Annotated in this window: 2 protein-coding genes; both read left to right on the top strand. The window is 37.6% G+C overall.

Features of this window, described 5'->3' with window-relative positions; all coding sequences use genetic code 11:
- Window positions 1–261 precede the first annotated feature (261 nt).
- On the top strand, window positions 262–459 hold the full coding sequence (locus E5329_RS29165; RefSeq protein WP_120391781.1) for a hypothetical protein: 198 nt from the start codon (window positions 262–264) through the stop codon (window positions 457–459).
- On the top strand, window positions 449–784 hold the full coding sequence (locus E5329_RS29170; RefSeq protein ID WP_135975377.1) for a hypothetical protein: 336 nt from the start codon (window positions 449–451) through the stop codon (window positions 782–784). The genes E5329_RS29165 and E5329_RS29170 overlap by 11 nt, the downstream gene beginning before the upstream one ends.
- Window positions 785–861: the final 77 nt, after the last annotated feature.

Below are 861 nucleotides of genomic sequence, written 5' to 3' on the forward strand. Positions count from 1 at the left end.
CAGGCGGCTATATCACAAAGATAGGCGAAAACCATTCTGGACTTTTACCATAAGTTTTGAGGAAGCACAGGCTTTCCGCAGGGCGAATGGTGGCTATCTTAGAAAAAATCAATGGGAAGATTTGACCGTTGATGTTTATATCTAAATAATCATAAGCGTATCATTAGAAATAGTGGTACGCTTATTTTTTGACCCAATTTGCAGCTTTGAACATTCTGCTATCCGTCTATATAATTAAATCAAAAAAGGTTGGTGTTGATTATGAGAGAAAAGAAAAATCATTTATATGTGGATAGTGAGGAACGGAGTATTTTGTTACATAGCCTTGTGGAATTGAAGAATCAGCTCATACAGCAGGGCAGATATACAGATTGCGTTGACGAACTTATTTTTAAGGTTATCCATGCACCTATTAAAAAATTAAGAGTAGAACTGGCAGGGGGAAGTGATGTACGATAAGGATTTTAAAGAACTGGTGAAGATAGCAGTAGAGAAATTAAAAGACGAATCTGTATTGAAACTGTTACAGACTGATGCCAGTTATCAAAAAGATAGTAAGGACGAGGGATATGCGGAGGATGCTTTTAACCAGCTTGATTTGACGGAGGAACAGAGGGAAGTTTGTCAACATCTTATAGATTGCAGGGAAAAGCAGGATTTTGAATACGGAACTCATGCGTATATTGCAGGGCTGATAGATGCGTTTCATATTATGGCGGTATTGTTTCCAGAGAAATGGGATACAGAGAGAATAAGGGAAGCCATATCATGTAAGAGCAGATAAGGCAGAGAATAAAACAGAATAGATTTTTACATAGCCGATTGGTGTAGTTTTACGAAACAGCCAGTCGGCTTTTTTTA

It is taken from the genome of Petralouisia muris (genome assembly GCF_004793545.1).
GTDB lineage: Bacteria > Bacillota > Clostridia > Lachnospirales > Lachnospiraceae > Petralouisia > Petralouisia muris.